Here is a 25,000-nt window from a genome sequence, read left to right on the forward strand (position 1 = left end):
CATTTAGTGTTAACCAAACGTTGACTGGCTCAGTGGGGTAATTGAACTTACCTGACATACCCAGTTTTCCTGACCTATGGAAATACTCGTAACAGCTGCTATAATTGGTTATATCATTTATCTGCGCTACTACGCTGACCTTCGAAACGAATCCGAGAAAGAACTCGAAGTCGTGCAGGTTGGGGTCAGGTTGTATACGAATGGGCAGTTCAGTGATGCACTTGAGTACTTTACCCGGCATATCAAGACTGAACCTAAGTCGAGTATCGCCTATCTGTATTTAGCCCGCTGTTATCGTGCTTTAGGAAATGTGCCCGCTGCTGTAAATGCCTTAAAGACTGGCGAAAGCTACGACGACACTGTGGCTGAACTGCACCTGGAAATGGGACAGATTCTGTATGATCAGCGGGATTATAAAACGGCATTCCTGGAGTTCGACAAAGCGGTTTTTCATTCAAAGGGTGAACTGGCCGCTCCCTATCAATGGCGTGGTCTGACCCGTCGGCAACTCCGGCAAAGCGATGAAGCAGCGAATGATCTGGATCGCGCTGCCACGATCCGACAAGCCACCGAGACGACAAAATCTTCTGCCAGTTCGCTGCAAAGAGCGTTTTTTGATCGCAAATTTTTGAGCCATGTCGTGCTTATTTTAGTCAACAGTGCGATTTTATTAGTGGTGATCAAAAAAGCGACGGTTGTTCACCTGCCTTATTTGCTGGCAGCCGTAGCAGCCGCCACCATTGGCTTTCTCGAACCAAAGAAAGGGTGGTTACTGGCAATCGTACAGGCGTTGACGCTTTGGATCAGTTACATATTCTTCACTACGATTCCAGAAACAAGCGGCAAACGGGAATTGGAGTTATTTAGCCTATATGGGTCGATAGGGCTAACATTTATCGGCAGTTTTATCGGTGGAGTACTGAAACGGCAACTTGCCCGCTGAGCAAATTGGGGCTGCTTTTATGATTTCTAATAGCTTTTTGTGTTGTTTAATCTGGTAGTGATTAAGCAGTCTCCAGCTTTTGGCATCAATACATAAGCGATTTGGCTGTATCTTGAGCGGCAAATACAACCGATCATTTAGTATGAAAAAACGCGTATTTGCTCTTTTTTACCTCTTACTATCGGCTTATAGCCAAATTAATGCCCAGTCGCCCACGAATACGTCTGCCAGTATTGCCACTTTCACATCAGGTATGGAGCGTGCTCCTGGTTTCCTGACTTATTATTGGGATGCTAAAAAAGGAAAGATCTGGCTTGAAATCGAAAAGTTCGATACTGAATTTCTGTACTATCCAACCCTGGCTCAGGGGGTGGGTTCCAATGACATTGGCCTTGATCGGGGTCGGCTAGGGCAGGAACACATTGTGAAGTTTCAGCGCAGTGGTCCGAAAGTATTGCTTATCGAACCAAACTACGCCTATCGTGCCATTAGCAACGACCCCCTCGAACGTCGGGCAGTAGAAGAGTCGTTTGCCAAGTCGGTTCATGCTGGTTTTGACATTGCGGCCGAAGAAGGAGGCAAAGTGTTGGTTGATCTGACTCCTTTTCTGATGCAGGACGCGGTTGGCGCTGTGCAGGCCATCACCCGAACCAAGCAGGGAGCCTTCAAATTTGATCCGGCGCGGAGTGCCATGTACCTGCCACATACAAAATCCTTTCCGCAAAATACGGAGTTCGAGACGATCATAACCCTTACGGGCGATAATCCGGGCGCTTACCTGCGCGAGGTTGTGCCTACGCCATCGGCCGTGACCATGCACCAGCACCATTCGTTTGTGCAACTTCCCGACGCAGGTTACAAACCACGTCTGTTCGATCCGCGCATCGGTTACGGTGGTATCGAGTATTTTGACTATGCAACGCCCGTGAGTCAGCCAATTATGAAGCGCTATATTTCGCGGCACCGGCTGGAGAAGAAAGACCCATCGGCAGCCGTTAGCGAGGCTGTTAAACCAATCATTTATTACCTCGATCCTGGCACGCCCGAACCGATTCGTTCGGCGCTGATGGAGGGAACCGCCTGGTGGAATCAGGCATTTGAAGCCGCCGGTTACAAAGATGCATTTCAGGTGAAGCTGCTTCCTGCCGATGCCGACCCAATGGACGTACGATATAATCTGGTGCAGTGGGTTCATCGCTCAACGCGGGGCTGGTCGTATGGCGGGAGTATCATCGACCCACGCACGGGCGAAATCATCAAGGGGAAAGTTACCCTTGGCTCACTTCGCGTTCGTCAGGATTATTTGATTGCGCAGGGGTTGATCGGTGACTTTGCCAGCGCAATGAATCCTGCTAATGATCCGATGCTCCAGATGTCGCTTGACCGATTGCGGCAGCTTGCTGCGCACGAAGTTGGGCATACGCTTGGCTTACCCCACAATTACATCGCCAGTACGCAAAATCGGGCGTCGGTTATGGATTACCCAACAATGGTCGCCAAGGTAAAAGGGGCTGGCATCGATCTGTCAGACGCATATGCCAAAGGTATTGGAACGTACGATAAATGGAGTATCCGGTATGGTTACGAGCAGTTTCCGGGTGGAACAGACGAGAAACAGGCGCTGGACAAGATCGTGGTCGATATGCACAAGGCAGGTCTGACGTTCCTGACCGATCAGGATGCCCGGCCCGAAGGGTCTGCACACCCCGGCACGCATCTATGGGACAACGGTGCTAATGCCGTCGATGAACTAAAACGCGTGTCGGAAGTTCGAAAAATAGCGTTGGCAAACTTTTCGGCTAACAAGATTCCGGCCGGTGCCCCAATGGCAACGCTTGAAGAAGTGCTTGTTCCGATGTATATGTTCCACCGGTATCAGGTAGAAGCCGCTGCGAAAGTAGTCGGTGGACAAACGTATACCAATGCTTTGCGTGGTGATGGGCAACCTGTTATGTCGACCGTTCCGGCACAGGAACAGAAGCGCGCGATCGATGCCTTGTTAGCAACGATTGATCCGACTTTTCTGGCGCTTCCAACGTCTATCATGGCGATGATTCCGCCCCGCCCATTCCGGTATGATCCTAATCCACGGGAAGTATTCAAACGCCGGACAGGTATCACATTTGATCCGATGGGTGCGCCCGAAGCCGCGGCTGGTATGACACTTCAGATGTTATTGAACCCCGAGCGCGTCAGTCGTTTAGTCGTGCAGTCTGCTATCGACCCGGCACAGGTTAGCCTGGAGACAATGCTTGAGCAATTGCTTAATGCTACCTGGTATAAAGCTGATCCAACGGATGGTTATCAGGCCGAAGTAAAACGGCTTACCGATAAGTTGTTCCTGCAAAAACTAATTGAGCTGGCCAACAATCCGGAAGTAACATCACAGGCGCGGGCGGTTGCTCTTCAAAAGCTTGACCAATTAAAGAGCAAACTTGGCGCACCCAGTGCGAACCCTAAATCAGCCGCCCATCGATTGTTTGCCAGCGATCAGATTCGCCGGGCCGAAGGCAATATTGCCGATCTGCGCCCAACTAGTGCACAAGCCCCTCCCGACGGAGCCCCGATCGATCCAGGCCAGGAGTGGCTTTCGCCAGACTGCGACTGGAAGCCATAATGCCTGGTCAGCGTAAGTTCTGCTTGGTGAGCTAAATAGAAGTAACTTAATCGTGTACGGTTCGCTGAGAAAGGCTGATTAATAAAAAACGGTATCGAGAGGCTCGATACCGTTTTTGCATCTGGTCCGTTCTATTTACTAAAATTTAGGCATTTCCTGACTTTACACAATTACTTATTGTTATCTACTATATGACTATAGCAGCTTTCCGGTTTTAAGTTTGATATCACTCATCACCCCTGTTTTGCTGTATCCCGTCTAAGATCCATGGTTTACTCATAATCTGTTTGTAAGTCGAAGATTATGAGCTGATGATCTAAGATACTACGCCTATTAACCTGTTATCTGGCGATTCCTTATACAAATGAACAGTAAAAACCAGAGGATAAAAAATTATTTATAATTAATCTAAACAAAAATAATCTCAATTGATATTGATAATCCCTATCTAACAAAAACACGACTGAATTGCATATCGATAACAGCTAATTAGACTCATGTTAGTCTTGTTTATGCTTGTTTTCTGGGAAATAATGGCTCATACCGGGCAATTATCAGGATATATAGGATACTATTCTTATAGTTTAGCCTGTCGCATGTGGGAGCTATAAACGTGTCTTAAAAGCAATTATCTGTATCAATTCCGAAATCATTTTTTTAAGTATAAAATATAGTATTTTTTATGGAATGGCTTCTGCTTCGTTGAGATGCGAAAGCCATTTGCCGTTTAAAAACAGCCGTTTATCAAAAAGTTTAAAAAAACGAATTTAACGAAACAAATAAAATCTATCTTTGTTAGATATTTTGCATAGCGTTAGAAAATGAGTGTAATAGACCGCAGAACGAGGCAGAAAGCAGAGATACGGCAACGTATTCTGGATGCAGCCCGGCAAATAGCCCGCGAGAAAGACTGGAATGCCGTGACTATTCGAAGTATTGCCGATGCTATCGACTATACGCCCCCGATTGTATACGAGCATTTCGAAAACAAAGAAGATGTCCTTCTCAACATCGTAAAAGAGGGGCACACGACCAATCGGCAGACGTTTGATGCGATTCTGGCCATGGAATTGAGCGCTGAAGAGAAAATTGTCCGGCTATCGATGGTACAATGGACATTTGCCCGCGAACAACCGGAAGTATTCCGGCTGATGCACAACCCGGAACGCATGGCCCAGCAACGGGAAATGGTTCGGGAAGGTATGCAGGAAGGCAAACTGAAAATTGAAAGTTTGTTCCGGGAGCTCTGTTCAGGACCAGAAAATATCGGTGAAGTGATCTTTAACTGGTTTTGTCTGATGCAGGGTTATATTAATTTGATTATCAACATTCAGCCCGAACAGGGTGCTAAACTGCTTGAGCGAGTGGAAGATCCTAAAATGGTAGCCCTGTTTCAGCAACCAGATTTGCTTTTTGAACGAGCCATTCGCCGGTTTATTCGGAGCCTTTAACTCCCATCATTCACATCTTAAGGTTATAATTTTTAGAAACAATGAAAGGCATGAAGCAGACAATGCTGATAGTGCTGGGTCTACTGGCAAACTGGGTCAGTGCACAGGATGCGCCGTCGGGTGGGTACACGCTTGCACAGTGTGTTGAGTACGCACGGGTAAACAACCCAAACATCAAGATCGCGCGGGTGAATGAGCAAATATCGCTTGCACAAACACAGCAGGTTATTGGTCGAAATCTTCCGCAGGTTTCCGTTTCGGGTTCGGTGCTGGATAACGTTAAGATTCCGGTGCAGTTGCTGCCCGGCGAGTTTTTGGGCCAACCCGGAACATTTGTCCCTGTAAAATTCGGTACGCAATACAATACAACGCTGACCGGGCGCGTCGATCAGAAACTCTTCGATCCTTCGTTTGGGCTGGCGTTGAAGGCAGCCAAAATTTCAACCCAGGTACAGGCGCAGGCAACCATACTGGCTGAACAAACGCAGGCATACAACATTGCCAAAGCGTATTATCAGACTCTGGTCATTGATTTACAGAAACGCCTGACCATCCGTGATTTGAACTCGTCCGACACGCTGCTGCAACAGGAACAGGTTCGGCTGAAAAACGGGACCACACGTGAGATCGATTTTGGGCGTATTCAGTTAAACCGCAACAATTTACAGTCGCAGCTGGAACAGGCAAACCGCAACTACGAGCAGGCCATTAACCAACTGAAATTCCAGATGGGTATGCCACTTTCAGAAACATTGTCGCTTCAGCCGCTGGCCATTGAAAAAGAGTTGCAGGTGAACGAATTGCCTCTTGCCGACAGTCGCTTTTTTGAGAACCGCCCCGATTTTCGCCAATTGTTATTGAATACGCAGTTGCAGGACCTAAACCGGCAATCTAACAACCGGGGGTATTATCCATCGCTTGGTTTCTATGGTACGTATGCCACGAACGCCCAACGACAAACGTTCAGCTTTTTTGATGGGAGTCTGCCCTGGTTCCAAAGCTCGACAATTGGCCTGACCTTATCCTGGACGCCTTTCGACGGCAATCAGCGCCGGTATCGTGATCGCGAAAACAGGCTGAATCTCGAAACGCTGCGGCTTCAGCAGATTCTGACGCGCGAGTCGGCGCAGTTGAGTCTGAGCAATGCCCAGGTAAGCTACCAGAATCTGGTGACCGACATTCAGCGTGAACGCGATAACATCGAACTGGCGCGCAGGATTCTGACCGTTACCGAACTGGAGTACAAGGAAGGAATCGCTACATCGGTTACCTTGATCGATGCTAAAGATGCGTTAACCACCGCTCAAAACAACCTGGCTAATAAACTGATTAGTCTGTATCAGTCCCGGCTGGATTACGAAAACTCACAGGGAACCATTCTTCAATACGTCACTCAAAAATAAACAGTTACCATGAAACGAATTATTATTATTGGAGCGGTAGCTGCCCTTATCGCACTGATTGCCTTCCGGTTGATAAACAACAAAAAAGATATTGAGGCCGCCAAGACGTCTTCGGTACAATTCCAGACAACGCCCGTTGTGGATGTACAGCCTGTTTCTTACGAGCGTCTCGACCAGAACCTGTCGCTGCTGGGAACAGTAGAAGCACAGTATGAAGGGAATATCATTTCTGAAACGCGTGGAAAGCTTCAGAACTTCAAACTGGTGCTGGGCTCATTTGTCAAAAAAGGCCAGCAGGTTGGCTATATCCAGGACGAAGTACAGGGTATTGTTGTCGAAAACAACCAGACTGCCGTCGAAAATGCCAAACGCGAAATGGAGCGTTACGAGCGACTTCTGAAAGGTGGAGCCGTAACCCAGGAAACCTATCAGAAATACAAAGACCAGTATGCAACCGCTCTCCTGAATTCGAAACAGCAGCAGCGTGTACTGGGCAATGGAGCGGTGGTTGCCCCTATCAGTGGGTACGTGTACGACAAAAAGGTAGAGAATGGCGAATATGTAGCTGTGGGTGCGGTTCTGGCATCGGTGATTAATTTACAGGAATTGAAACTGGTTGTTAATGTGCCGGAACAGGCGGTTTATCAGCTTAAACAGGGTGATAAGGCAACGATTACGGCTCAGGCGTTTCCGGGGGTAACTTTTTCGGGAAGTGTGCATTATATCAGCCCTAAAGGCGATGATCTGCATAATTACCCGGTCGAAATTTATCTGAGCAACAACAGCAAAAACCAGCTGAAAGCGGGTACGCTGGCCAATGCCAACTTCACCTTCAAAAAAGGGATTGCCGGATTGTTTATTCCGCGTCGTGCCCTGGTTGGTGGTGCCGACAGTGCCAGTGTCTATGTGGTGCAGAACAACGTAGCCCGGCTGCGTAAAATCCGGCTTGGCTACGACAATGGCGATCAATACCAGGTGCTCGATGGCCTGAAACAGGGCGAACCAGTCGTTGTAAATGGTCAGCTGAATCTAAGTAACGGGGCCAAAGTCACTGTTAACCAGAATGGTGCAGCTCAGGGGAAAACGGATACGTCGGTAGCGGTAAATCCTTAATTCAGTTTTCAGTTTGGGTTTACGGGGAGAGAAGCACTTAAACCTGTTTACCTCAACCCTTTGAATACCTTAAACTGAACACTACAAACTGAAAATAATAGTCTTATGTCAGTAACAGAAATAGCCATCAAACGCCCGACGCTGGTTGTAGTGGCTTTTACTATCCTGGGTATTTTAGGATATATATCCTACAAAAGCCTGAACTACACCCTGTTGCCTAAGTTTGATGCATCGGTCGTGACCGTCATTACGACCTATCCGGGGGCTGCGGCAGGGGAGGTCGAAAATTCGGTGACGCGCAAACTCGAAGATGCCGTGTCATCGCTCGAAAATCTGAAAAACATCAGTTCGACGAGTCAGGAAGGGTTGTCGATTATTCAGATCGAGCTGGCTGCCAGTGCTGACCCTAATCAGGCCTTGCAGGATGCACAACGAAAAGTAAATGCGGTTCTTTCGCAACTGCCCGACGAAGTAGAGTCACCAACTCTGCAAAAGTTCTCGACCGACGATGTGCCTGTCATCCGGATGGGGGTTCGCGCTAACCTGGAAGCGACCAAGCTCTATGATCTGGTCGATGATCAGATTCGGACACAGCTGACAAAAGTAGACGGTGTCGGGCAGGTTACACTGACGGGTGGTCGCGAGCGTGAAATCCGGATTGGTATCGATCCGAATAAACTGAAACTTTATAACCTGTCGCTGGCGCAGGTAACGCAGGCAGTCAACTCGGCCAACCTCGATTACCCAACCGGTCGTATCGAAACCGATCAGGCTCAGTATGCCATCCGGCTGGCGGGCAAATTTACCGACATCAACCAGATTCGGAATGCGGCTCTGATCACATCGGCCACGGGCACGAAAGTCGTACTGAACGATGTAGCAACCGTGACAGATGGCGTTGCCGACGCAACAACCATTAACCGGATCAATGGACGCGAATCCATCGGAATATCCATTCAGAAACAAACGGATGCCAACGCCGTTGCGATCAGTCAGCAGGTGCGGGGCATTCTGGGCGGTATTGAAAAACAATATGCCAACATTGGGCTGAAATTCGAGATTACCAGCGATTCGTCGACCTATACGCTTGCTTCGGCCGATGGGGTAATATTTGACCTTGAATTTGCGGTTGTGCTCGTGGCGCTGGTGATGCTGCTCTTTTTGCACAGCATCCGAAACGCTTTTATTGTGATGGTGTCGGTACCGGCTTCGATTATCTCGGTCTTCGTACCGATGTATGTACTCGGTTTTACACTGAATCTGATGACATTGATGGCCCTGTCGCTGGTGGTCGGTATCCTGGTCGATGACTCGATTGTGGTACTGGAAAACATCTACCGGCACCTTGAAATGGGTAAAAACCGACGGACTGCCGCCCTCGATGGTCGAAATGAGATTGGTTTTACGGCAGTAGCCATTACGATGGTTGACGTGGTGGTGTTTCTGCCGCTCGTCTTTGTGCAGGGACTGATCGCGAATATTATCCGTGAATTTTCACTGGTGGTTGTGTTTTCAACGCTCATGTCGCTGGTGGTGTCATTCACCATTACACCCTTGCTGGCGTCACGGTTTGCGAAAGAAACAGACCTCAGCGGCCCCGGTTTGGGCAAACGGTTTTTGTCGTGGTTCGAACGGCAGTTTGATTCACTCAAGCATGGGTATGCCCGCCTGCTGACCTGGAGCCTTCGCCATAAACGCTGGGTATATCTTACGGCTATTGTTCTCCTTATCGGGTCGTTTGGTCTGGTTGGTGGAGGATTTATTGGTACGACGTTCTTCCCGCAGAGCGATCAGGGCGAATTTATCGTGCAGATCGAGGGTGAACCATTCAATAGCCTTGCCGAGACGAACCGTATCTGTCAGAAGATCGAGAAGCAACTGATGGGGAATAAGCTAGTCAGGAAAGTCAACAGCAACGTTGGCTATTCGAGTTCGGCGTCGGGTGGAGGATTGGGTTCAACACCATATCATAAAGCAGAAATTACGGTAACCATTGTTCCGAAGCAGGAGCGTAGTATTTCGATTGAGCAGTTTGCCGCCCAAACGAAAGCGGAGGTTCTGAAAACACCCGGCCTGAACGTAAAATCGGCACCCGTTGGAATTACGGGCGGGGCTAATGCGGCTCCGATTCAGATTCTGTTGCAGGGTAATACCCAGCAGGATCTACAACAGGCAGCGGCCATTGTGAAGCAGGTCGTGAAATCGGTCAGCGGAACCACCGATGTCGAATTAGCCGTAGACGATCCGAAGCCGGAACTCAAAGTAAACCTCGACCGGCGTAAAATGGCGCAATATGGGGTTTCCGTAGCTAATGTAGGCGCAACGTTACAAACTGCTTTTTCGGGCAATACGGACAGTAAATACCGGGTTGGCAGCCGTGATTACGATATTCGGGTAGAGCTGAATAGATTTAACCGCCAGAGTAAAGACGATGTCGGTAATCTTACAGTGCCCGATGCGCAGGGTAAACTAATCGAAGTCCAGCAGATTGCTGATTTACAGCTTGGTACGGGGGCAACTCAATTGACACGGTATAACCGGGTTGGTTCTCTGTTCGTTAACGCTAACGTGGTGGGTCGCCCAACGGGTACGGTTGGTACGGAGATTGATAATATTTTGAAGACCAAAGAGTTGCCCGGTGGCGTAACCTATAAGCTTAAGGGCGATCTGGAACGTCAATCGGATGCTTTCAGTAGCCTGGGTATTGCGCTGGGACTGGCCATTACGTTTGTTTACCTGCTGATGGTGGCCTTGTATAATTCGTATTTCCGGCCGTTTGTGGTCCTGTTCTCGATTCCGATGGCCATAATCGGTGCATTCCTGGCGTTGGCGCTGGCCGAGCAGCCGATTTCGTTCTTCGTTATGCTGGGTATGATCATGCTGATTGGTCTGGTGGCTAAGAACGCTATTCTGCTGGTAGACTTTGCCAATGCGCAGAAAGAAGAAGGTAAGAGTACGGTCGATGCACTCGTGGAAGCCGGTCGTGAACGGATTCGCCCGATTTTGATGACGACCATCGCGATGGCTATTGGTCTGTTACCGATGGCATTGGCCACTGGCGATGGTTCGGAGTCGAAGAATGGACTGGCCTGGGTTATTATCGGTGGACTGATCAGTTCGCTGCTGTTGACGCTGGTACTGGTTCCGACTGTATACCTGACATTCGAGAATATTTTTAATAGTTTCCGTCGTTTGTATGGACGAGTGACAGGTAAAAAAGATAAGCCTGTACCCGCAAATCCTGCAGAGGTATAAACCAATCGGGTCTCTCGCTGGAAGCCATTCTACGGTTTTTAGCGATAATTATTACATCAAAAAGCCGCCTATTTTAACAGTAGGCGGCTTTTTGATTTTACTTCTTAAAAATATAACGACATAATACACGATGTTATCCTAAGTTTAATCACAATTTAACGAATGGCTGGACTTGCCTCCCTGCCGTGAACAAAGCTTTATTGAATATCCAAAAACGGAAGTAGCATGAATAAAACCGCGAAAACTGTGTGGCTTGGGGCTCTTTTATTAACCAGCCAGTTTACCTTTGCTCAACAACCCATTACCCCATCAGTCGATACACCTGGTGACAGACCAGCGACTACGCCAAAGCCATCAGCCGAAAAAAACGAGTTGAAATTCAACCTCAACGAATCGGGTTCGCACTTTTTTAAGGCTACATTTCTGAATCAGGCGTGGTTACAGTTCAACCAGAATAACCCCGGATCGACCGTTATTGGTGTTCCAAAAGATAATGCGTTCTCCATTGGCCTCCGTCGGACACGAATTCAGATGTTCGGCCAACTCAGCGATCATGTTTTCCTGTACTTCCAGTTTGGGATGAACAATTTTAACTACCTGAATGGTGGATTTAATCAAACCGCATCATCGCAGCGAAAAATACAGGCTTTTTTCCACGATGCGGTTGGTGAATATTTAGTGTTCAGGAACAAAAACTACCTGAACATTGGCGCTGGTTTGACCATTGTGAATGGGCTTTCGCGGTTTAGTGCACCCAGCGTGGGTACCATCATGACGATGGATGTGCCCGTATTTGCGCAGGCTACCGTTGATCAAACGGACCAGTTTTCCCGCAAATTAAGCCTCTATGCCCGCGGGCAGGTTGGCCACCTCGATTACCGTGTGGCTATCAGTGATCCATTCCCAATCCAGACCAATGGTTCAGCATTGCCAGTTTATGGACCTAATTCCATTTTCGCGTTAAAAGGCCATACTAAACAATTTCAGGGATTGTTGATGTGGCAATTCTTCGATAAGGAAGCTCACCAGGCACCTGGCTATAATACGGGTACGTATCTGGGCGCGAAAAAAGTATTTAACCTGGAAGCTGGGTTTATTACGCAGAAAAACGCAATGGTACGCGTAGACGCACCCGGCGATACGACTTATCAGAACATGAACCTGTGGTCGATTGCTTCGTTTCTGGATATGCCCCTGAATCGGGAAAAAGGAACGGCCCTTAACGCCTATCTTGGCTATTTTCATACCGATTACGGAACAAATTATCTTCGTTTCAACGGTGCGATGAATCCTGCCAGTGATATTGTTACCGCGCAACGGCCCGGTGCATTGGGTGGCACCCAGGGTAATGCGTTCCCAATGTTCGGAACGGGTAGTGTGGTATATGGTCAGTTTGGCTACCTCCTGAAACGAGATCTGTTTGGGCCCGGTAATGGCACGCTCATGCCTTACGTACAGGCTCAGATCGCTACTTATCAGCGGGTAACAAGTACGCTTGGCGTTTACAATGTCGGCGTCAATTACCTGATTAAAGGCCACAACGGTAAGCTTACACTCGATTACCAGAACCGACCTTACTACGAGCCATCAACGGGCACTTCACAAATTTCGTCGGGTGGTCGACGTGGCCAGCTGATATTGCAGTACCAAGTGTTTATTTAGTGCCTGAAACTCAATAAGTCCCCGTCGGAAGATCATCTGGCGGGGACTTATTTTATAAGTTGGTCAGCGTTTCCTGCGCTTCGGTTGCAGTTAGCTCTTTGCCATATAAGGGCGCGTTAGGCTCTAGCTTTCGCCCTCCTTCGCGGAGTGAACCCGCATCGATGGGGGCAAAGCCTATAGCCCGAATCAAGTCTGAAACGATGGATTTAGCGTTTAAATCATTCCCGGCAATGAAGATCGCCCGGCGTTCGGCTTCGGGTTTCGAAACGTCGCCCAGTTCAGCTAAATGCTTATACCAGATTGTATTGAAGGCTTTAACCAGTCGGGTATCGGGTAGGCGCCGGGCGACTTCCTCGCTCGATGTTGACTCGCCCAGGTCAATAACGCTGCCACCCGTGCCGTAGGGATTCATGGCATCGATCACCACTTTATTCGCAACCAGATCGGGGTGGGGGAGTGCTTCGGGTGATCGCCAGGGAACCGCCAGCAAGACAATTTCACCGAAAGCGGCTGCATTGTCAACGGTTTCGGCATGGGCCTGTGGGCCTAGTTCATCAATAATATCTTTCAATGATTCGGGACCGCGCGAGTTGCTTAAGGCAACTTCGTGACCTGCCTTGATAAGCAAACGGGCGATTGTATGGCCGATGTTACCGGCCCCGATTACTCCAATTTTCATAATACGTCGGGAATTAGTTCGTAATGAGCTAACATGAAAAGAGGGGGTAATGGTGCAGATTTCTGAGGATAACTTATTTGGTAACGGGTCGGGGATTTTCTGTTGCCACTCCCTTTGAGCTACTAGATAGTGATAACGACCGGAGCTGGATATAGAGATCAGCGGAATAAGTGCTACCGGTATCGTTAGCCTGAAGGGAGTATCGGCCTGGATAAAGCATCGTTAGCCGTTTACGAACATTAGCCAGCCCCAGCCCACTCGTAGCCGACTTTTGAGTTTCTGGTTTACTGTTCGACACATGCAAATGAAGTCGCTCAGCCAGTAACTGAACGGAAATTGTGACCCAGGCTTTTTTTGTGGTGTTCTCTACACCATGCTTAAAGGCATTTTCGACAAATGTGATCAGAATAAACGGGGCGATTTGCAGCGGTTTATCAATCGCATCGGGTAGCTCTATCGTTAACGAAAGGCGTTTTCCCGTTCGTAGCTTTTCCAATGCCACATAGTCGCGTATGAAATCCAGCTCTCTGGTAAGCGGTACCAAGGCTTCGCTGGTTTCGTAAAGTGTATACCGCATCATGCCCGATAGCTGCTGCACAATTTGAGCGGCTCGCGGGTTCTCTTCTTCGGTCAGGGCGTAGATGCTGTTCAGCACATTGAACAGAAAATGAGGATTAACCTGACTTTTAAGATAATTGTATTCCAGTTGAGTCTGGAGAATCTGCCGACGGTAAGCTGCTACACCAGCCCACAACAGGAGCGGAAAAAGCGTCATTAGCATCGGAAAACGCACCAGCCGCATCAGTGTATTGAAGGAGAACAGCGTTTGCCAGTACTGGTCTTTATGCTGGATAAAGTGATAGGCTGCACCTGAAAAGTCATCGACATTTGTGTACTGGTAGACCTGAATGGCTGTTACAAAATAATAGGTATACGTAAGCCAGTAATAAGCCAATAGGCCAGGTAGCAGGAAAATAAGCCTGGTCCCAACGCTTCGGAATAGCCAGACCAACAGATAATACTGAATGGCAACCCCAATCACTTCACGCCCGTAAGCAGCCCAGATACCTATTGTAAATCCTCCCTGTCCAAACCAGGATAGGTAGAAAATGCCCACCAATGCACCAATACCAACCAGCAGCAAGGCATGAAACAGAAGCCGTATATAACCCCGGTATCGGATTTCGTTCGTGAGCAGGTTTAGTAGCATTGGCTGATTGATTTAAGACAAAGATTTTGCTCATGTCCGGCTTAAGCAAATACATTCGCTGGATGTCGATAGATTATCGTTGAAATAACTGGCGATGGATTCATCGAAAAAAAAAGCATGTTCATCGAAAAAAGTAGACCAACGTTTATCAGTAGGCCAATTTTGGCCATCATCTAGTAAACGAAACGCTTCCGATGCCCAACTTACGTTTTTTACTGCTCTGGTTTCTGCTCCTAACTACACTTGTGTTGAAGGCACAGCCTAATTGCGAGTGCGTCCATAATTTTGATGCTATTGTCAGGAAAGTTCAACTCAATTATGCCGGTTTTATGGATAAGACCAACGGAAAGAAACAGATAGCCTATAATCGGCTGTGCGATAGCCTTCGTACGGTGGCCGCCCGCACGACTGTTGAGGGGACCTGTTTTGATTTGCTGACTGCCTACACGTTATTTTTCCAGGATCGGCATCTGCAACTGGGCAATTATCAAACCGCCAAACTACCCAGAAACTACGAACCACTAACGCTGGCTAAGGCTCGGCAGCTGACGAGTAATGCCCGCAGAGATGAGCCAGTGGGCATTTGGCGTAGCGAGAATGGTAAGGTTGAGGTTGCTATTTTGCATCAGCCAGGCCGCTCCCCCAATGGATTCGATTATCAGGGTATTGTGCTAAGCAGTCAGGACACGACTATTCGGCCGGGGCTGGAGTTGTTCAGAGCCAAGCGTCATGGGCAATCCTATTTCGTAAAAGCCATCTTGTCTGGACGCAGTAATCACCAGCACCCAACAAAGCAGCATGGCAATATTTTCTACGCCTATTGGGGGATGACCCTTATTCGTGAATTTCCGTTTACGTCAACAGCCGCTGAACAGGCCGAACTCGCTGCCAATCGGGTCAACAACGGTTTTTACATAAAACCCCTGGCCAACGACGTAGCCCTGATCAGCTTGCGCCGTGGTTTTTCGCTCTCCGATAAGGTCATGGATTCGGTGCTGCGCTATCATGAGCCTATGCTTAGCCAAACCCCCAACCTGATTATCGACCTGCGCGACAACGGAGGAGGGAACAATACCTGGGAAAAACTCTTGCCCTACGTTTATTCGAAGCCTGTTACGTGGCCGGGAGGGTGGCTCATGCGATCGTCGGTCGATAACATCCAGATGATCGAACGGGATTCGGGGTACTATACGCCAGCCCAGTGGGCCAAAGAAAAGTTATTCGTGGAAAAGTTGAAGCAACACATGGGGGAACTGGTCAATAATGGAAGTGCTGATGTAACGATAAAACTCGACAATATTCGCCCAAATCCCCGTCGTGTGGTCGTGCTTATCAACGATGTGTGCGCCAGTAGCTCAGAGTTTATCATTCAGATTGCCAAGCAGAGCCCCGGTGTTTCGGTGATGGGTAGTCCCACGTCGGGTATGATGGATTACGGCGATCTACGACACCCGCTACCGCTTCCCTGCCCCGACTTACGATTGGTCATTCCGATGGCCAAATCGCCCTGGACCGACACGGCTCCTATCGATCCAACGGGTATTCTGCCCGATATCAGCCTGGCTCACCTGCCTGAATCAGAGTGGCTGGACGTAGCCGTAAAGCAGCTCCAGTCTGGAAAGTTGCCTGCCAAGCCGTAATAGCTAGGCCACCAACCACCGTCGAATCTGGTCCTTTACCGTATCCCGATAGCTTGACCCAATAACCAGATCACGGCCATTAGTGAGTATTACGGAATTTCCTTCGACCGTTTTGACGTGCTTCAACTGAACCAGAAATGAACGATTAATGCGTAAAAAGCGATCAGAAGGCAGGTTTTCGGTTAGTTTGTTCATCGTAAGATTCGTGACGAGAAACCGATCTGCCAGAAAAACCTTGATGTAGTCGCCCAGGGCTTCGGCCATGATGATGTCATCGAATCGAATTTGCTCCAGCTTTTTATCCGTTTTCAGATAGATGAATTCATTCGTAAGCTCAGGCCCCGGTTGATCCGCTACGACTGGAGTGGAAAGGGGCATAATACCCACTTTCGTTTGTGGGAATCGCTCTTTGACCCGGCCGATGGCTTTCAGAAAACGGTCGAACGGAATGGGCTTGAGCAAGTAATCGGTTATACCAAAATCAAATCCGTCGAGTGCATGATTGGGATTGGCCGTTGTCAGAATTATGGCGGGATGAGGGGTCGGGTAGGCCCGCAAAAATTCAATGCCCGTCATTTCGGGCATATTGATGTCCAACAGAATAAGATCGGCCTGGAGGGCGGGCAATTGCTCAAATGCTTCAATGGCATCGTCGAATGTGGCAATTAATTGAAGCGATGGTACACGACGAACATACTTTTCGAGTAGCTCCTGCGCCAGTGGCTCGTCTTCAATAATGACGCAACGGAGATTAGCTATAACCATCTTAATTTTGATCTTTCATCAACTCGCTCAGAATCTTCTGGGCAGCAATCGAAATGACGGTTCCCGGCCCGAAAACGCCTTTAACACCCGCGTCATACAGAAACTGATAATCCTGTGCCGGAATAACACCCCCGGCAATAACCAGAATATCGTCGCGGCCAATCTTTTTCAGTTCGTCGATGAGTTGTGGCACCAATGTTTTGTGGCCCGCTGCCAGGCTCGATACGCCCACAATATGCACATCGTTTTCGGCAGCTTGTCGGGCTACTTCGGCGGGTGTCTGGAACAGCGGTCCCATATCAACATCGAAGCCCAGATCGGCGAAGCTTGTCGCAATGATCTTGGCACCCCGATCGTGGCCATCCTGCCCCATTTTGGCAACCAGAATCCGGGGCCGTCGACCGTCGAGTTCGGCGAAGCGATCACTCATCTCACGGGCTAACCGGAAGTTCTCATCATCCGATACTTCGGCCGAGTAAATACCCGATACAGCACGGATCGTGGCCTTATGGCGGCCAAATGCTTTTTCCATAGCGTCAGAAATTTCACCCAGCGTGGCGCGTTGTCGGGCGGCCTCAACAGCAAGGGTCAGTAGATTTGTTCCGGTATTCGGTAACCGGTTCCCGGCTGCTTCTGTAAGTGCTGCAAGCGCGGCTTTTACCCGATCATTGTCGCGAGTTGCCTTGACTCGTTCCAGCCGTTGAATCTGGGATTCCCGCACAGCCTGATTGTCAATGTTGAGAAGTTCGATCGGGGTGTCAGATGCAGGTTTGTAGCGATTTACGCCCACAATCACGTCTTTACCACCGTCAATCCGGGCTTGCTTCCGGGCGGCTGCTTCTTCAATGCGTAGTTTGGGCAAACCCGTTTCAATAGCTTTGGTCATGCCGCCCAATTGCTCGACTTCGTCAATCAGTGCCCAGGCCTTTTCGGCTAATTCTTTTGTTAGAAATTCAACGTAGTAAGAGCCGCCCCACGGATCGACTACACGGGTTATATCGGTTTCGTACTGGAGATAAAGCTGCGTGTTTCGGGCAATGCGGGCCGAAAAATCAGTTGGTAGGGCAATGGCCTCATCCAGTGAGTTCGTGTGTAAACTCTGCGTACCACCCAGTACGGCGGCCAGCGCTTCGATCGTTGTTCGGGCCACATTGTTGAACGGGTCCTGCTCGGTCAGGCTGTAGCCGGAGGTTTGGCAGTGAGTTCGCAGCGCCAGTGATTTTGAATTTTTAGGGTCAAACTGTTTCACTAGTTTTGCCCAGAGAAGCCTACCTGCCCGTAGTTTGGCGATCTCCATAAAGTGGTTCATGCCGATACCCCAGAAGAACGACAAACGGGGCGCAAAATCGTCGATGCCCATACCCACGCGTAACCCTGTACGAATGTATTCGAGCCCGTCTGCGAGCGTATAGGCCAGTTCGAGCTGAGCCGGTGCACCCGCTTCGTGCATATGATAGCCGCTGATACTGATGGAGTTGAATCGGGGCATATGCTGACTCGTGTACGCGAAAATATCACCAACGATTCGCATCGACGGTTCAGGCGGGTAGATGTAGGTGTTCCGGACCATAAACTCTTTCAGAATATCGTTCTGGATCGTGCCGGATAGTTTTTCGGATGGAACGCCCTGTTCTTCGGCCGCCACGATAAAAAACGCCATAATCGGTAATACGGCCCCATTCATCGTCATCGACACCGACATCTGATCGAGTGGAATCTGGTCGAACAGAATCTTCATGTCTTCCACTGAATCAATGGCTACCCCAGCTTTACCTACGTCGCCTACTACGCGTGGGTGGTCGGAATCGTAGCCCCGGTGCGTGGCCAGATCGAACGCAACCGATAAGCCTTTTTGACCGGCTGCGAGGTTTCGCCGGTAGAACGCGTTCGATTCTTCGGCGGTTGAAAAGCCTGCGTATTGCCGGATTGTCCAGGGTTGGCGGACATACATACTCGCGTATGGCCCACGCAGAAACGGCGGAATTCCAGCCGCATAATTCAGGTGTTTCGCGTCATCGATATCGTCAGCCGAAAAATGAGGTTTGAGCCTGATACCTTCAGCGGTGGGGAAGGTGTTAGGCTGTTGAGTGAGGTTTGGTGACGGCTCGCACTGAACGGGCAACTGAGTTTGTATCTTGCTGAAGTCGGGTTTCATAGATCGGTGCGTTTACTCAAATTCGGCAGCTAATCGGCGGTCGGGTAATAAACTTGCTGACGTTTCTGACGACTGATTCAGTTGATTCATGATCTCATCGGATCGAAACTTCGTGACGCCAACCAATACTTTACCAGCCCTTATTGCGTCGACTTTAGCCTGATAGGCTTGCTCAATTTCGCCGGCAATAAACCCATCGGTAAATGCTCTTTCAAATCCTCCCCGTTTTTCAACCGCCAGAAACAATGCCCACGCTGATTCGACCAGCTGCTGGGTCAGATTTTCGATGTAGTATGAACCCGCAGCCGGATCAGCGACTTTGTTTAAATAGCTTTCTTCTTTTAGCAGGATCGATATATTTCGGGCAATGCGGTCGGCAAACTCATGATCGGATGTTAAGCCTGAAACCGTATCGTAGGGATGAACAGTCAGGGCATCACAGCCGCCCATCACAGCCGCCATTGTTTCGGTTGTTGCCCGTAATAAATTGGCGTAAGGCGTAACGGCTGCGTCGTAGAACGTAGAGGTTTGGCAGTGAATAAACAACGATGACTGAACTGACCCATAAGCTGTAAGAAATCGAACCAGCAGGACACGCAGGGCACGAAGCTTGGCGATCTCCATGAAATAATGGGTGCCAACCGATACGGACAGCAGCGTTTTGGACACGAGCTGTTCAATCGTCAAGCCCAGATCAGTCAGATGGTCGTACTGGTCGGCGAGTGATGCCAGCAGAAAGGCCAGTTCCTGCGTAGCCGTCGCACCGGCATTGTGGAATAAATGGCTATTAGCGCAGATTGTTCGGAACTGAGGTGAATCAAAGGTGGCTTTCGTGACATCGGCTACCGTCTGATAACCAGCGCCAACGGGTTGGCCGGATTGTAGCCATTGTGCCATCGGATCAGTGAGTAAGCCACCCCTTAGTTGATAAGGCGCAACGGTTTTCAATGAGTCAACGAATGCCGTCGGGTCGTTGGTTTTGAAAAAAACAGGGTTGTCACTTAATTTAATTCCATTCAGCAGCCACGATAAATCAATAGCAGCCGATGGCAGGTTAAGAATAAGCGCATCGGCCCCGCGATTGATCGAATCACGTAAAATTATACTGTCAGTTCGTTCGTTGGTGATTTGTCGCTCCGGCACATTGAGCCAGCCTGGAACTTGCTTTTGTACTGCCTGTATCGTTTCGAGCGGCAGACTATTCAGATCATCGGCTGTGTAATAGGGTTCAACAACAAAACCCTCGTCAGTGGGCCAACGGAGGCTCTCATACGGAGAATTGCCAGTACTAGTGCTCTTCAGTTCTTTCTGAACCTGCATCAGCCAGGCAGACTTGTCGGCGTCCGGAAAGAGGTCACTCAAAAGTGGCTCCATTGAATAATTATAAAGTGCGTAAGTAAAAGTAGTATTTTCTCTTTTCGGGGACAAAAACGCTTTCTTATCCCCTTAGGTAACAAGTCTGTTGCATTATTCAAAGGGATTACTGTAAGTCATTGACGTTCCGTCTGAAACAATTAATTTTAGCTTAATGAATGATAGGGTAGGCGTTATGGTTCAAAAAAAACGCCATCCGGCCCGGTAGTTTCGGTCAGATTATTCCCTACATTTGTCTCCCTTTTTTGGCGACACCAACGTAACAGAAATGTACTCCCGTGAATGTAACTACCCAGACAACCATGCAGCGTGAAGTGATGACGGTATGGAATCGCTGTCTGAGCGTTATTCGGGAGATTGTACCCGAACAAAGCTTCAATACATGGTTTGAGCCAATTGTGCCCCTTCGGCTCAGCGGTAATGTACTGACGATTCAGGTCCCGAGTGAATTTTTTTACGAGTGGCTCGAAGAAAACTTCGTTCATGCCCTGCGTAAAGCGCTGGATACGGCCATTGGTCGTGATGGGCAACTGGAGTATTCAATCATCGTCGACAAAGGCAATGAGCAAAATCGCCCGTTGACGGTTAATGTGCCAACGACAAAATCACCCCAGACATCCAAACCCGACAACGTCAACCCAGACATTTTAAAAAGCCCATTCCAGCTTAAAGACCTCGATTCGCTCACACTCGACTCATATCTGAATCCCACCTATACCTTCGACAATTATGTGGAGGGAGATTGCAATCGATTGGCGCGGCAGGCTGGCTATGCCGTGGCCGAACGTCCGGGCATTACGTCGTTCAACCCGCTTATGATTCACGGGGGAGTGGGGCTTGGCAAAACACATCTGGTTCAGGCAATTGGGAACTACATCAAGAATAACAACCAGAACAAGTTTGTTCTCTATGTAACGTCGGAGAAGTTCACCAACCAGTTTCTGAATGCTATCCGTAGCGATGGGATACGCGATTTTACAGCGTTCTATATGCAGGTGGATGTGCTCGTGATTGACGATGTTCAGTTTTTACAGAAAAAAGAGAAGACGCAGGAAATTTTCTTCCATATCTTCAACCACCTCCATCAGTCTGGTAAACAGATTATCATGACCTCCGACCGTGCTCCGCGGGCACTGGATGGATTGGAAGATCGGCTGCTGTCGCGGTTTAAATGGGGGCTTTCGGCCGATCTACAGACGCCCGATCTGGAAACGCGTATTGCCATTATTCAGAAAAAACTTCAGGCTGAAGGTATTTATATCGAAGATACCGTGATTGAATATCTGGCTCATAGTGTGAATACTAACGTTCGTGAGCTAGAAGGTGTTATTGTTTCGCTGATGGCGCAGGCATCGCTGAACCGGCGCGAAATCGATCTTGAACTGGCCAAGCATACGCTTCGCAACATCGTCGTAGATTCGGAACGTGAAGTCACGATCGATTCAGTTCAGGAGACTGTTGCTGGGTTTTTTAACGTAACAATCGCCGATCTGAAGGCCAAGAGCCGCAAACGTGAACTGGTTTATCCGCGTCAGGTGGCTATGTATCTGGCCAAAGAAAAAACGGATCTGTCACTCAAATCGATCGGCTATCATTTCGGTGGGCGCGACCATAGCACCGTTATTCACGCCATTCAGACAATCAGCGATCAGGTGTCTAAAAATGCCGAAACCCGCGCTTCGATCGAAAAGCTGAAGGCGCTTTTTAAATAGGCGATTCACAGCCTATAGCAGGCGCAGTATAATCGATGAGCCAACTCTCTTCCCGCCAACCTGCTGACTCTATAATGCCAACATTTGTGCCTCGGCAGCAACTGAATGCCGCTGCCTGGGATGCCTGTGTGCTGGCATCAACACAACGAATCGTTTATGGCTATTCGTGGTATCTGGATGCTGTGTTGCCAGCTCCCGACTGGTGCTGGATGGGGTTAGTTGTATATGATGAGCGAGGAAATTATCGGGCAGTAATGCCTGTGCCACTTCGCCGGAAGCAGGTTGCCGGAATATTGCATCCGTGGGTCGTTCATCAGCCCTTTTTCTGCCAGTTCCTGTCTGTTTTTAGCCTGGATACGTCCCTTGATCCCGCTCTTTTTTTACAAGCGATTCAGAATCGGTTTCGCTATGGATCTTCATTAAGCCTGAATGTATCGAAACCACTTTCCTGTGAGGCACAAACACTTACCACACACGTACTTGACTTGTCAGTCGGTTACGACGCTGTGTTTCGTCAATATTCGTCCGATCGCCGGATAAATCTGCGTCGGGCCGAAGCCGCCAACTGGACCATTAGTGACTCATCCGATTTGAATCCGTTACTTGGGCTGTTTCGCCTGAACCATGCTGATACCATTCGGGGTGGTGTAGCTGATTGGGCGTATACGATTTTTGCCAATCTTGGGGATGAGTTAGTAAAGCGAGGATTTGGCATTTTGCGGTATGCCATGCAGGAAGGGCGCATTGAAGCGGGGGCCTTGTTTGTGCGGGAAGGCAATCGAATTATTTACCTGTTTAATGCGGCATCGGAGACAGGACGAAAAAAAAATGCCCGGACGCTACTGATCGATCAGGTCATCCGGGACTATGCAGGTCAGAAGCTCGTGTTCGATTTCGAAAGCCCGGAGAAGCAATCTATTGCAAGCTTCTATGAGAGCTTCGGCTCGACCAGAGAGTCGTTTTATTCCTTTCGATGGAGCCGACTAACGGCATTCGAGCGAGTGTTAGTTCGCTTAAGTCGTCTGGTCACGTTAAAAAAAATGTAATGCAGGCTTCTAATAATATTTCAGTTGCTGTTTCAGGCCAACATTACGTTTCAGGTCCATTACCATCGAGCCAACCCACAAATCAACCTCAACTTTAACTGGAACCTTGTTGGCGTCATCAGACACAAAAATACGGATCGATTCTTCGTCTTTAAATAATTTGTTCTGAGGTAGAACAGGGTTGAGCTTCAGGACATTAATTTTGCCAGATTTCGTTTTTATAACATCCTTCCCACGGTAACGAACCTTCATGTTGTAGACCGTATCATCGTAGAAAGCGGGCAGCTCAATGACTTGCCCATTGTTGATACGGCTAAAATCAAACGTTCGCAGGAAATAGTAACCACTAATGAAATCATGGACGTTATCAGGGACCTTAAACACATCGCGTTCGGTACGTTCTTCCGCTTTCACCGTGTTGGCTTCGTGGTTAAACGTAATGTTTTCCTCTTTGCGATAATTGTTTTCCTGAAGGTTGCTATAGAACTTTTGAGGAAGAATGGCCGAGGTGTCGATGTATGAGCGCCAGGTATCACGAATACGCGTTACGAGATCGAAAGCGCCAACCGTACGCCCGTCTACATTGACGCGATAACAGGGCCGTTCATTGACCTTGTAAACCGTTGGACTAACGTCTACAATAGCTTCGGCCGCGTTCAGAAACCCGTAGTGAACCCGGTATTCAAGATGTTCGCCCGGTCCAAAGCTGGTATTGACCACACGCCGGTAAGCGTTCAGGGTCGAAAAACCAGTTCCCAAAATGGAGATGATACCAAGGCCAATTAAGTACTTCTTCATAGGAACAACCGCCCACTTCGGGCATCGTTTATAAAGATGGATAAGTTTGTTTAAGAAAAGTCAGATACCGTTTAAAGTCTCCGCCAAATTTATGCTCAAATTCCTGCCGGAAGCGATTTTGCTGCTTTCTATAGGTCAGATAACCAATAAAATACGCATTATTCGGTAGGTTTAGTTTGTCCCAACGTCGTTTTTTTATTGAACGTATCGCGCCCTTGCTCCGTTCGTCGGTAATTGTATCCGACGAGACAACAATCTGCCGGATGGTTTGCCACTTCAATGAGTCTTTAACCGCAACAACCGTTGTAATGTTAAATGTTCGGTAAAGACTATCGAGCATTTGGGTTCCACGCAGGATGTGTTGGTCATACCGTTCATAAAACGCTTTCGTGGCCAAATAGTCACGGTAGGGCGTTGAATTTATGCCATATTTCTGAGCCAGAAAGCGCAATGCGCCGTACTCGCCCACAAAATCAGCCAGATTCTCGTTGTATTCTAAACTGTTTTTGACGAACAATGTCCCGTGTGTCAATTCGTGAATAATCAGTTCTGCCAGACTTCCAACCGGTCGGTCCAGAAAACTGGACAGGATCGGATCATTCAAAAATCCTAAAGTCGACCAGGCCGATACTTCACCTATACGCGTATCGAGGCCTTCTCGTTTCAATTCGGCAACTGTTGAATCGGCCCGATCTTTTTCGAAAAAACCTTTATACGAAAATGTGCCAATTATCGGGAAATGCCATTGTCGGGCAACAAGTTGGTAGGGTTCTGCCGCCGTAATGACCCATAGGATTGGGTTTCCATACTGGTCATAGAAGGATTCATAGCTACCTGACTTATCTAACCCAAGCGAGTCAATTGCAAAACGTTTAATTTCGCGGATAAGTTCTATTTTTCGTTTTAATGAGTCCGGATAAGTCCTATCGGCCAGAACTTCATCAACAGGCTTTGTATTCCATAAAATGCGGAGCTGACCACGGGCCTGCATCCATCCATAACTGACCAATTCCCGCTGCCATATACCAAAGACAACCAAAATCAATAGTACCCCTAACGCAATCTTTTTCCACATACAAAATCGGGGAATCCGACTACAAACATACAAGATCCAGTCGATAGTAGGCAATGGGCAGTAACAATGGGCCTTTGCCAACTGAATACTGCCCACTGTTGA

17 protein-coding genes are annotated in these 25,000 nt (G+C 48.6%); 10 read left to right on the forward strand and 7 right to left on the reverse strand.

Annotated elements, in window-relative coordinates; genetic code table 11:
- The first annotated feature begins 76 nt into the window (after positions 1 to 76).
- The 7 genes from G8759_RS06395 to G8759_RS06425 all read left to right on the forward strand — a co-directional run bounded on the left by G8759_RS06395 (position 77) and on the right by G8759_RS06425 (position 12,444).
- Complete coding sequence (locus G8759_RS06395; protein WP_167206262.1) at positions 77 to 943, forward strand: tetratricopeptide repeat protein; 867 nt, start codon at positions 77 to 79, stop codon at positions 941 to 943.
- Between the two features lie 142 nt (positions 944 to 1,085).
- Positions 1,086 to 3,560: a zinc-dependent metalloprotease gene (locus G8759_RS06400; protein WP_167206264.1), complete on the forward strand. Its 2,475-nt coding sequence runs from the start codon at positions 1,086 to 1,088 to the stop codon at positions 3,558 to 3,560.
- An 821-nt stretch (positions 3,561 to 4,381) separates the two neighbouring features.
- Positions 4,382 to 5,011, forward strand: a complete 630-nt coding sequence (locus G8759_RS06405; RefSeq protein ID WP_167206266.1) for a TetR/AcrR family transcriptional regulator — start codon at positions 4,382 to 4,384, stop codon at positions 5,009 to 5,011.
- 41 nt (positions 5,012 to 5,052) lie between these two features.
- Complete coding sequence (locus G8759_RS06410) at positions 5,053 to 6,414, forward strand: TolC family protein (RefSeq protein WP_167206268.1); 1,362 nt, start codon at positions 5,053 to 5,055, stop codon at positions 6,412 to 6,414.
- Positions 6,415 to 6,423: 9 nt separating this feature from the next.
- On the forward strand, positions 6,424 to 7,527 hold the full coding sequence (locus G8759_RS06415) for an efflux RND transporter periplasmic adaptor subunit (protein ID WP_167206271.1): 1,104 nt from the start codon (positions 6,424 to 6,426) through the stop codon (positions 7,525 to 7,527).
- A 105-nt stretch (positions 7,528 to 7,632) separates the two neighbouring features.
- Positions 7,633 to 10,782: an efflux RND transporter permease subunit gene (locus tag G8759_RS06420; protein ID WP_167206273.1), complete on the forward strand. Its 3,150-nt coding sequence runs from the start codon at positions 7,633 to 7,635 to the stop codon at positions 10,780 to 10,782.
- A gap of 225 nt (positions 10,783 to 11,007) precedes the next feature.
- Positions 11,008 to 12,444 carry a hypothetical protein gene (locus tag G8759_RS06425; RefSeq protein ID WP_167206290.1) on the forward strand — a complete coding sequence of 479 codons (1,437 nt, stop codon included), beginning with the start codon at positions 11,008 to 11,010 and terminating at the stop codon, positions 12,442 to 12,444.
- A gap of 52 nt (positions 12,445 to 12,496) precedes the next feature.
- On the opposite strand, the gene G8759_RS06430 is transcribed toward G8759_RS06425, so the two are convergent.
- Together G8759_RS06430 and G8759_RS06435 are read right to left on the reverse strand one after the other, a co-directional pair.
- Positions 12,497 to 13,123: an NADPH-dependent F420 reductase gene (locus G8759_RS06430; RefSeq protein ID WP_167206293.1), complete on the reverse strand. Its 627-nt coding sequence runs from the start codon at positions 13,121 to 13,123 to the stop codon at positions 12,497 to 12,499.
- 73 nt (positions 13,124 to 13,196) lie between these two features.
- Positions 13,197 to 14,333 (reverse strand): sensor histidine kinase, encoded by a 1,137-nt coding sequence (locus tag G8759_RS06435; RefSeq protein ID WP_167206295.1) that lies wholly within the window; start codon positions 14,331 to 14,333, stop codon positions 13,197 to 13,199.
- A 194-nt stretch (positions 14,334 to 14,527) separates the two neighbouring features.
- On the opposite strand from G8759_RS06435, the gene G8759_RS06440 reads away from it, so the two are divergent.
- Positions 14,528 to 15,973, forward strand: coding sequence for a S41 family peptidase (locus tag G8759_RS06440; RefSeq protein ID WP_167206297.1), 1,446 nt, complete (start codon positions 14,528 to 14,530; stop codon positions 15,971 to 15,973).
- A gap of 3 nt (positions 15,974 to 15,976) precedes the next feature.
- Here G8759_RS06440 and G8759_RS06445 read toward each other — a convergent pair whose 3' ends face one another.
- Genes G8759_RS06445 through G8759_RS06455 form a run of 3 tightly spaced genes read right to left on the reverse strand, consistent with a single transcriptional unit; the run spans position 15,977 to position 20,267 of the window.
- Positions 15,977 to 16,738 (reverse strand): LytR/AlgR family response regulator transcription factor, encoded by a 762-nt coding sequence (locus G8759_RS06445; RefSeq protein ID WP_167206299.1) that lies wholly within the window; start codon positions 16,736 to 16,738, stop codon positions 15,977 to 15,979.
- Between the two features lies 1 nt (position 16,739).
- Positions 16,740 to 18,893: a methylmalonyl-CoA mutase gene (scpA, locus tag G8759_RS06450; protein WP_167206301.1), complete on the reverse strand. Its 2,154-nt coding sequence runs from the start codon at positions 18,891 to 18,893 to the stop codon at positions 16,740 to 16,742.
- Between the two features lie 12 nt (positions 18,894 to 18,905).
- Positions 18,906 to 20,267 carry a methylmalonyl-CoA mutase family protein gene (locus G8759_RS06455; RefSeq protein ID WP_167206303.1) on the reverse strand — a complete coding sequence of 454 codons (1,362 nt, stop codon included), beginning with the start codon at positions 20,265 to 20,267 and terminating at the stop codon, positions 18,906 to 18,908.
- 302 nt (positions 20,268 to 20,569) lie between these two features.
- On the opposite strand from G8759_RS06455, the gene dnaA reads away from it, so the two are divergent.
- The gene (gene dnaA / locus G8759_RS06460; RefSeq protein ID WP_162391773.1) at positions 20,570 to 21,979 is read left to right on the forward strand and encodes a chromosomal replication initiator protein DnaA; all 1,410 of its coding nucleotides are present in this window, start codon (positions 20,570 to 20,572) and stop codon (positions 21,977 to 21,979) included.
- Positions 21,980 to 22,053: 74 nt separating this feature from the next.
- Entirely contained in the window at positions 22,054 to 23,025 is a 972-nt protein-coding gene (locus G8759_RS06465) for a GNAT family N-acetyltransferase (RefSeq protein ID WP_167206305.1), read from the forward strand.
- A 9-nt stretch (positions 23,026 to 23,034) separates the two neighbouring features.
- Here the strand turns inward: G8759_RS06465 and G8759_RS06470 are convergent, their stop codons facing one another.
- On the reverse strand, positions 23,035 to 23,823 hold the full coding sequence (locus G8759_RS06470) for a DUF3108 domain-containing protein (RefSeq protein ID WP_167206308.1): 789 nt from the start codon (positions 23,821 to 23,823) through the stop codon (positions 23,035 to 23,037).
- A 28-nt stretch (positions 23,824 to 23,851) separates the two neighbouring features.
- Positions 23,852 to 24,898 (reverse strand): aminopeptidase, encoded by a 1,047-nt coding sequence (locus tag G8759_RS06475; RefSeq protein WP_167206310.1) that lies wholly within the window; start codon positions 24,896 to 24,898, stop codon positions 23,852 to 23,854.
- Positions 24,899 to 25,000: the final 102 nt, after the last annotated feature.

Source organism: Spirosoma aureum, assembly GCF_011604685.1.
Classification (GTDB): Bacteria; Bacteroidota; Bacteroidia; order Cytophagales; family Spirosomataceae; genus Spirosoma; species Spirosoma aureum.

What these genes read in the sequence shown, in the direction of transcription:
- G8759_RS06395 (WP_167206262.1), top strand. Translation starts at nt 77, where the DNA reads ATGGAAATACTCGTAACAGCTGCTATAATTGGTTATATCATTTATCTG.
- G8759_RS06400 (WP_167206264.1), top strand. Translation starts at nt 1,086, where the DNA reads ATGAAAAAACGCGTATTTGCTCTTTTTTACCTCTTACTATCGGCTTAT.
- G8759_RS06405 (WP_167206266.1), top strand. Translation starts at nt 4,382, where the DNA reads ATGAGTGTAATAGACCGCAGAACGAGGCAGAAAGCAGAGATACGGCAA.
- G8759_RS06410 (WP_167206268.1), top strand. Translation starts at nt 5,053, where the DNA reads ATGAAAGGCATGAAGCAGACAATGCTGATAGTGCTGGGTCTACTGGCA.
- G8759_RS06415 (WP_167206271.1), top strand. Translation starts at nt 6,424, where the DNA reads ATGAAACGAATTATTATTATTGGAGCGGTAGCTGCCCTTATCGCACTG.
- G8759_RS06420 (WP_167206273.1), top strand. Translation starts at nt 7,633, where the DNA reads ATGTCAGTAACAGAAATAGCCATCAAACGCCCGACGCTGGTTGTAGTG.
- G8759_RS06425 (WP_167206290.1), top strand. Translation starts at nt 11,008, where the DNA reads ATGAATAAAACCGCGAAAACTGTGTGGCTTGGGGCTCTTTTATTAACC.
- G8759_RS06430 (WP_167206293.1), bottom strand. Translation starts at nt 13,123, where the DNA reads ATGAAAATTGGAGTAATCGGGGCCGGTAACATCGGCCATACAATCGCC.
- G8759_RS06435 (WP_167206295.1), bottom strand. Translation starts at nt 14,333, where the DNA reads ATGCTACTAAACCTGCTCACGAACGAAATCCGATACCGGGGTTATATA.
- G8759_RS06440 (WP_167206297.1), top strand. Translation starts at nt 14,528, where the DNA reads ATGCCCAACTTACGTTTTTTACTGCTCTGGTTTCTGCTCCTAACTACA.
- G8759_RS06445 (WP_167206299.1), bottom strand. Translation starts at nt 16,738, where the DNA reads ATGGTTATAGCTAATCTCCGTTGCGTCATTATTGAAGACGAGCCACTG.
- scpA (WP_167206301.1), bottom strand. Translation starts at nt 18,893, where the DNA reads ATGAAACCCGACTTCAGCAAGATACAAACTCAGTTGCCCGTTCAGTGC.
- G8759_RS06455 (WP_167206303.1), bottom strand. Translation starts at nt 20,267, where the DNA reads ATGGAGCCACTTTTGAGTGACCTCTTTCCGGACGCCGACAAGTCTGCC.
- dnaA (WP_162391773.1), top strand. Translation starts at nt 20,570, where the DNA reads ATGCAGCGTGAAGTGATGACGGTATGGAATCGCTGTCTGAGCGTTATT.
- G8759_RS06465 (WP_167206305.1), top strand. Translation starts at nt 22,054, where the DNA reads ATGCCAACATTTGTGCCTCGGCAGCAACTGAATGCCGCTGCCTGGGAT.
- G8759_RS06470 (WP_167206308.1), bottom strand. Translation starts at nt 23,823, where the DNA reads ATGAAGAAGTACTTAATTGGCCTTGGTATCATCTCCATTTTGGGAACT.
- G8759_RS06475 (WP_167206310.1), bottom strand. Translation starts at nt 24,898, where the DNA reads ATGTGGAAAAAGATTGCGTTAGGGGTACTATTGATTTTGGTTGTCTTT.